Here is a 5715-nt window from a genome sequence, read left to right as displayed (position 1 = left end):
GGCAATACCTATCACCTGATGCTGCGCCCCGGCGCGGAACGCGTTGCGCGGCTCGGCGGCCTTCATTCGCTGATCCGCTGGCCGCATCCGATCCTGACGGATTCGGGCGGGTTTCAGGTGATGTCGCTGGCAGCGCTCAGGGAGATCGACGAGAAGAAGGGCGTGACCTTCAAGTCGCATATCGACGGCAGCGTCCACCATATGAGCCCGGAACGCTCGATCGAGATCCAGGGCCTGCTGGGTTCGGACATCCAGATGCAGCTCGATGAGTGCGTCCGGCTTCCGGCCGACCGCCCCGAGATCGAGAAATCCACGGAGATGTCGCTTGCCTGGGCCGAGCGCTGCCGCATCGCCTTCGGCGACCAGCCCGGCAAGGCGATGTTCGGCATCGTGCAGGGCGGTGATATTCCCGACCTGCGCGTCCGCTCCGCGCGCGGCCTCGCAGACCTCGATCTCAAGGGTTACGCCGTCGGCGGGCTTGCCGTCGGCGAGCCGCAGGACGTCATGCTGGCGATGCTGGAGACGACGCTGCCCGAACTGCCGGCGGAAAAGCCGCGCTATCTGATGGGCGTCGGCACCCCGGACGATATCCTGAAATCGGTGGCGCGCGGCATCGACATGTTCGATTGCGTGATGCCGACAAGGGCAGGGCGCCACGGCCTCGCCTTCACAAGGCGCGGCAAGGTCAACCTGCGCAACGCCCGCCACGCCGAGGACCTGCGCCCGCTGGACGAGGAAAGCGACTGCCCCGCGACCCGCGATTATTCACGCGCCTATCTGCACCATCTGGTGCGTTCCAACGAGTCGCTGGGCGGCATGCTGCTGACCTGGAACAATCTGCATTATTACCAACAACTCATGCAGGGCATTCGCAAGGCCATCGCCGAGGGACGCTATGACGATTTCGTCGCGGAAACCCAGGAAGGCTGGGCGAGGGGCGATGTCGCCGCTATCTGACCGGCGGCAAGTCCCAGCGCCGGTAAAGCTCGTCAAGCGCTTTTGCCGTATGGCATTCGACAGTCGGCAGACCGGAGCGGCGTAAGGCCTCGGCGTATTTGGTCGCGCTGTTTTGGGTCTTGAACAGGATCCAGTCGATCATGTCCCATTTGATGCTGTCCTGCGCGCCTTCCAGGTGGCCGGCGCGTTCCGCGCGGTTCACCGTGGTTCGCCTGATATAGCGCGCCAGCCGGCGCCAGCGGCTGGATGTAATGAGGATCGCGCCGGTCGCACGCGCAAGGCGCTGCGGCATCAGCCGGCTGTAATTGCCGTCCATGACCCAGTGCTCGCCCATGATGGCGTCATCGTGCAGTCTCGCGAACTCGGCCTCGGGGCGAGGCTTCCAGTCGGTGTTGGGCAGATGCTGGAACTGATCCAGGTGGATCGCCTCGATATCCAGCTTTCTGGACAAAGCGACGGCCAGGGTCGACTTACCCGCATTGGAGGGGCCGAGGACGACGATACGCGTCCCGAGAGATTCCAGACTATGCATGAGAGATACGCAGACAGTTTCGCAGATTGTTTCTATGTGTTCCGCAGGGAACAGTGCCCGGCGGGGTCACTATAACAAAGATCACATAATGTGGATTATGGAACTTTCTAATATCACCGGCAACAAAACTCCATTGTCGCCGGTGCTGATATTTTCTCGCTGAAGAATGGCGTTTAACGCAGTTCCATCAGTCGCTTGTGGGCAGCCGTGAAACCTTTCAGCGAAGCCGTGATGCTGAACTTCTCGTTGCCGTCGATCGGCTGGGCGATGATGTTCAGCGCGACGCCATTCTTCATCCGCTCGGCCATCGCCGCATCGAATTCGACGGGCACGAGGCAGCCCTGCGGCAGACACGTGGAGAAGCCGAATGTCTTTCCTTCGGTCGCCTCATCAATCGTCAGCGTCACGCCCTGGGCCAGCGCCAGGCCGAACGGCATGATTACGACGCCCTGAATCTTGTCGTCCGGCGTCACCGACAGCTCGACCGTCATCACCCGCTGGCCGCTGTCCTTTGCCACCTGATTATGGATCATCGCGCAGCGGTCAACGCCCTCGTTGGAGATGCAGGTGACCCGCCAGTCCTGATAGGTTTCGTTGAGCGAGCTCGCGCCCTCCGGCAAGGCCGAAATTGCCGGGCTTGCGGCTGCGCCGAAAAGAAACGCCGAAATGATGCCGGCTGCGATGTGACGAGGTTTCACCAGGAATCTCCCAAATTCATCTGAATTTCGCGTGAAACTAGCATGATTCGCCGGACGCCAACACCGGCAACACGCTCGCGCGATACGCATGTTTTCGGGTTCCGCGCAAAGATGTGTGCGGCAATGATGTAGCGCCCGGTTTAATCGGCGGCAATGCTTGCATGGCCGTCGGTTCCTCGCCATAGTCGCCGGCAAATCGTAAGGCGTACAGACAGGAGAATTCCCGATGTCCTCGCACGGAAGGCGCGATGAACAGGAAGGCCATGCGCGGCCGCCCGTTCCCGATATCATGGCGATTCTCGGCGAGAACAAGCCGCGCCGACGCTTCCCCTGGGGCTGGCTGGCGCTCGTCATCGTCCTCATTGCCGCGGGCTATGGCGGCTACCGCTTCTACCAGAGCGGCGACCTGCAACTGGTCGCGGCCCGGCCCGGCTACACGACCGCCGAGGTGATCCGCGGACCGATGAACATCACCGTGCGCGCCACCGGCGCGATCGAGCCGATCAACCGCGTCGAGATTTCGAGCGAGCTTTCCGGTACGGTGAAGGACGTGCTTGTGGATTTCAACAGCGAGGTCAAGGCCGGCGACGTGCTGCTCGAACTCGAAACCGACGAATTGACGGCCGATATATTGAGCGCCAAGGCCAAGCTCGCCGCCGCCAGTGCCGATGTCGCGTCGAGCGTCTCCGATGTCGAATCCGCCAAGGCAACCATGGATCGCGCCGAAACCCTGGCAAAGCGCAATGTCGCGCCGCGCCAGGCTTTCGAGGACGCGCAATTTGCCTATGCGGCCGCTGTTGCCGACCGCCAGAGCGCAGAGGCGCGGCTCGATGTCGCCAAGGCCGAGCTGGCGCTGGCGGAACTGCGGCTCAGCAAGGCGACCATTCGTTCGCCAATCGACGGCGTCGTGCTTTACCGCAATGTCGATGTCGGCCAGACCTTCACGACCTCGCTGGAGGCCCCTACTCTCTTCGTCATCGCTGGCGATCTCGGCCAGATGGAGCTGCGCGTCGATATCGACGAGGCCGATGTCGGCAAGGTCGAGCCCGGTCAGAAGGCAAGCTTCACCGTCGAGGCCTTTCCCGACAAGCGCTTCCCGGCCGAGATCGCCTCGATCCGCTATGCCTCCGAGCTCAACAGCGATGTCGTGACCTACAAGGCGGTGCTCCTGGTCGACAATTCCGAGCGCCTGCTGCGCCAGGGCATGACAGCGACGGCCGATATTCTGGTCAGCGAATCCGAGGATGTGATCCTGGTGCCGACCGCGGCGCTGCGCTTCGTGCCGGCCGGCGTTGACGCACCCACCTCTTCGGGCGACGAGCGCACCGCCTGGCTGCTGCGCAACGGCGAACCGCTCCCGGTTCCGATCACGGTCGGCGCCAGCGATGGTCGCTATACCGCCGTCGTGAACGGCGATCTGCGCGTTGGCGACATGGTGGTTACGGGCAACGGCCGGGAGGTTCGATGATATGAACGCGGCACCTCCCCTTATCGAATTCCGCAAGGTCTCGCGGATCTATGGCTCCGGCGAAGCGGAAATCGCCGCCCTGAACGGCGTTGATTTCTCGATCGAGGCTGGCGAGTTCCTCTCGATCATGGGCCCGTCGGGCTCCGGCAAGTCGACGGCGATGAACATTCTCGGCTGGCTCGACCGGCCGACCAGCGGACAGTTCTTCTTCCAGGGCGTCGACACGACCGAACTGCCCGGCCCCAAGCTGACCCTGCTGCGCCGCCATCTGCTGGCCTTCGTGTTCCAGCGCTACAATCTGCTGCCGCGCTCCTCGGCGATCGAGAATGTCGAACTGCCGCTGCTTTATCGCGGCATCAGCCGCACCGAGCGCCGCGAGCGGGCTGAAAACGCGCTTGATCAGGTGGGCCTCGGCGATCGGCTGCACCAGCGCACCATGGAGCTTTCCGGCGGCCAGCAGCAGCGCGTGGCGATTGCCCGCGCGCTGATTACCGAACCCGCCGTTCTGCTCGCCGACGAGCCCACGGGCAATCTCGATACCAAATCTAGCAACGAGATCATGGAACTGGTCACCAGCCTCAATGTCGATATCGGCATCACCGTGGTGATGGTCACCCATGATGAAAATGTGGCGCGCTATGCCAGCCGGCGCATGCATTTCCTCGATGGCAGGGTCGATGGCAGCTATCGGCCGGGCCGCGGCGAAAGGCGGGAGGACGACCATGTTTCTTGAAATGCTGAAACTCGCGCTGCGGGCCGTCAGGCGCAACCTGCTGCGCTCGTTCCTCACCGTGCTCGGCGTCATCATCGGCGTTTCGGCGGTGATCGTCATGGTGACGGTTGCGAACGGCACGGCGGAACAGGTGCGCACCGAAATCGCAAGGCTTGGCACGGATGTCCTGTTCGTGCGGCCCGGCCAGCGCGCGCCGGGTGCGGCCTCCGAAGCCGCCAAGGGGTTCACCGAGCGCGATATCGCGGCGCTCCGCAACCAGATACCGGACCTGCGCGCCGTCGCGCCCCAGAACATCGCCGATGCGACCGTTGTCGCCGGCGGCAACAACCGCAAGACCGTGGTGATCGGCACCAGCGATGCGTTTCTCGACGCCCAGGACTGGACCATTGAAAGCGGCAGCGATTTCGCCGGCGCCGAGGTCGCGGCCAGCGATACTGCCTGCATTCTCGGCGCGACGGTGAAGCAGACGCTGTTTGCCGATGACGATCCGGTTGGCCGCAATGTCCGCGTCGGCAATATTTCCTGCGCCGTGATCGGCACGCTCGTGGCCAAGGGCGAGGCCGGCATGGGCCGCGATCAGGACGATATCGTGCTGATGCCGATCGCCACCTTCCAGCGGCGCCTCGGCGGCGACAGCTATATCGAGAGCATCGTGCTCGCCGCGAAAGACGGCGTTTCCACGCAGGATCTGAAGGCCGAGGTCGGCGACCTGCTGCGCGAACGCCGCAATATCCTGCCGGGCCGGCCGGACGATTTCGAGGTCAACGACATGACCGAGATCACCAACGCCGTGTCCGGTACGAAAAGCCACCTGACAGGCATGCTGGCGGCGATCGCCGGCGTCAGCCTGCTGGTCGGTGGCATCGGCATCATGAATATCATGCTGGTGTCGGTCACCGAGCGCACCCGCGAGATCGGCCTCAGGCTCACCGTCGGCGCGCTGGAGCGGCAGGTTCTGCTGCAATTCATCGTCGAGGCGCTGGTGCTGTCGATATCGGGCGGCGTGGCCGGCATCATCATCGGCCTCGGCCTCGCCTATGCCGCCGTGCAGTATCTGTCCCTGCCCTTCGTCATCGACCCATGGATGATCGCCGGCGCCTTCGGCTTCTCGGCCCTGATCGGCCTGATCTTCGGCTATTTCCCGGCAAGACGGGCAGCGCGGCTCAGCCCGATCGATGCGCTGCGGTTCGAGTGAGTGAGCCGAGGCCTCTCAGCCCAAATCTCCCCCCTTGAGGGGGAGATGTCGCGAAAGCGACAGAGAGGGGTAAAGGGCGCAAGCCCTAAAAGCCGCAGTCTCCGTGCTCTCGGAGAGGGTTCACCCCTCTCT

Annotated in this window: 6 protein-coding genes; 4 read left to right on the top strand and 2 right to left on the bottom strand. The window is 63.5% G+C overall.

The window, feature by feature from the left end; genetic code table 11:
• The coding region (gene tgt, locus B4E36_RS14295) for a tRNA guanosine(34) transglycosylase Tgt (RefSeq protein WP_345900492.1) at positions 1-957 on the top strand (957 nt) is incomplete at its 5' end.
• Here the strand turns inward: tgt and B4E36_RS14290 are convergent.
• Positions 950-1489 carry an AAA family ATPase gene (locus tag B4E36_RS14290; RefSeq protein WP_292059739.1) on the bottom strand — a complete coding sequence of 180 codons (540 nt, stop codon included), beginning with the start codon at positions 1487-1489 and terminating at the stop codon, positions 950-952. The genes tgt and B4E36_RS14290 overlap by 8 nt on opposite strands.
• A gap of 173 nt (positions 1490-1662) precedes the next feature.
• On the bottom strand, positions 1663-2187 hold the full coding sequence (locus tag B4E36_RS14285) for an invasion associated locus B family protein (RefSeq protein ID WP_292059737.1): 525 nt from the start codon (positions 2185-2187) through the stop codon (positions 1663-1665).
• A gap of 226 nt (positions 2188-2413) precedes the next feature.
• Between B4E36_RS14285 and B4E36_RS14280 the strand changes: the two genes are divergently transcribed.
• The 3 genes from B4E36_RS14280 to B4E36_RS14270 are packed head-to-tail and all read left to right on the top strand — an operon-like array spanning position 2414 to position 5583.
• A complete protein-coding gene (locus B4E36_RS14280) occupies positions 2414-3655 on the top strand; it encodes an efflux RND transporter periplasmic adaptor subunit (protein ID WP_292059735.1) in 1242 nt (413 codons plus the stop codon).
• A gap of 1 nt (position 3656) precedes the next feature.
• Positions 3657-4388 carry an ABC transporter ATP-binding protein gene (locus B4E36_RS14275; protein WP_018063284.1) on the top strand — a complete coding sequence of 244 codons (732 nt, stop codon included), beginning with the start codon at positions 3657-3659 and terminating at the stop codon, positions 4386-4388.
• The gene (locus B4E36_RS14270; RefSeq protein ID WP_292059733.1) at positions 4378-5583 is read left to right on the top strand and encodes an ABC transporter permease; all 1206 of its coding nucleotides are present in this window, start codon (positions 4378-4380) and stop codon (positions 5581-5583) included. The genes B4E36_RS14275 and B4E36_RS14270 overlap by 11 nt, the downstream gene beginning before the upstream one ends.
• Positions 5584-5715 lie beyond the last annotated feature (132 nt).

The sequence above is a fragment of the Martelella sp. UBA3392 genome (assembly GCF_002358775.1).
GTDB classification, from domain to species: Bacteria; Pseudomonadota; Alphaproteobacteria; order Rhizobiales; family Rhizobiaceae; genus Martelella; species Martelella mediterranea.
Note: the sequence above shows the minus strand (reverse complement) of the source record. Positions and strands in the feature narration are given on the sequence as shown.

What these genes read in the sequence shown, in the direction of transcription:
- B4E36_RS14290 (WP_292059739.1), bottom strand. Translation starts at nt 1,489, where the DNA reads ATGCATAGTCTGGAATCTCTCGGGACGCGTATCGTCGTCCTCGGCCCC.
- B4E36_RS14280 (WP_292059735.1), top strand. Translation starts at nt 2,414, where the DNA reads ATGTCCTCGCACGGAAGGCGCGATGAACAGGAAGGCCATGCGCGGCCG.
- B4E36_RS14275 (WP_018063284.1), top strand. Translation starts at nt 3,657, where the DNA reads ATGAACGCGGCACCTCCCCTTATCGAATTCCGCAAGGTCTCGCGGATC.
- B4E36_RS14270 (WP_292059733.1), top strand. Translation starts at nt 4,378, where the DNA reads ATGTTTCTTGAAATGCTGAAACTCGCGCTGCGGGCCGTCAGGCGCAAC.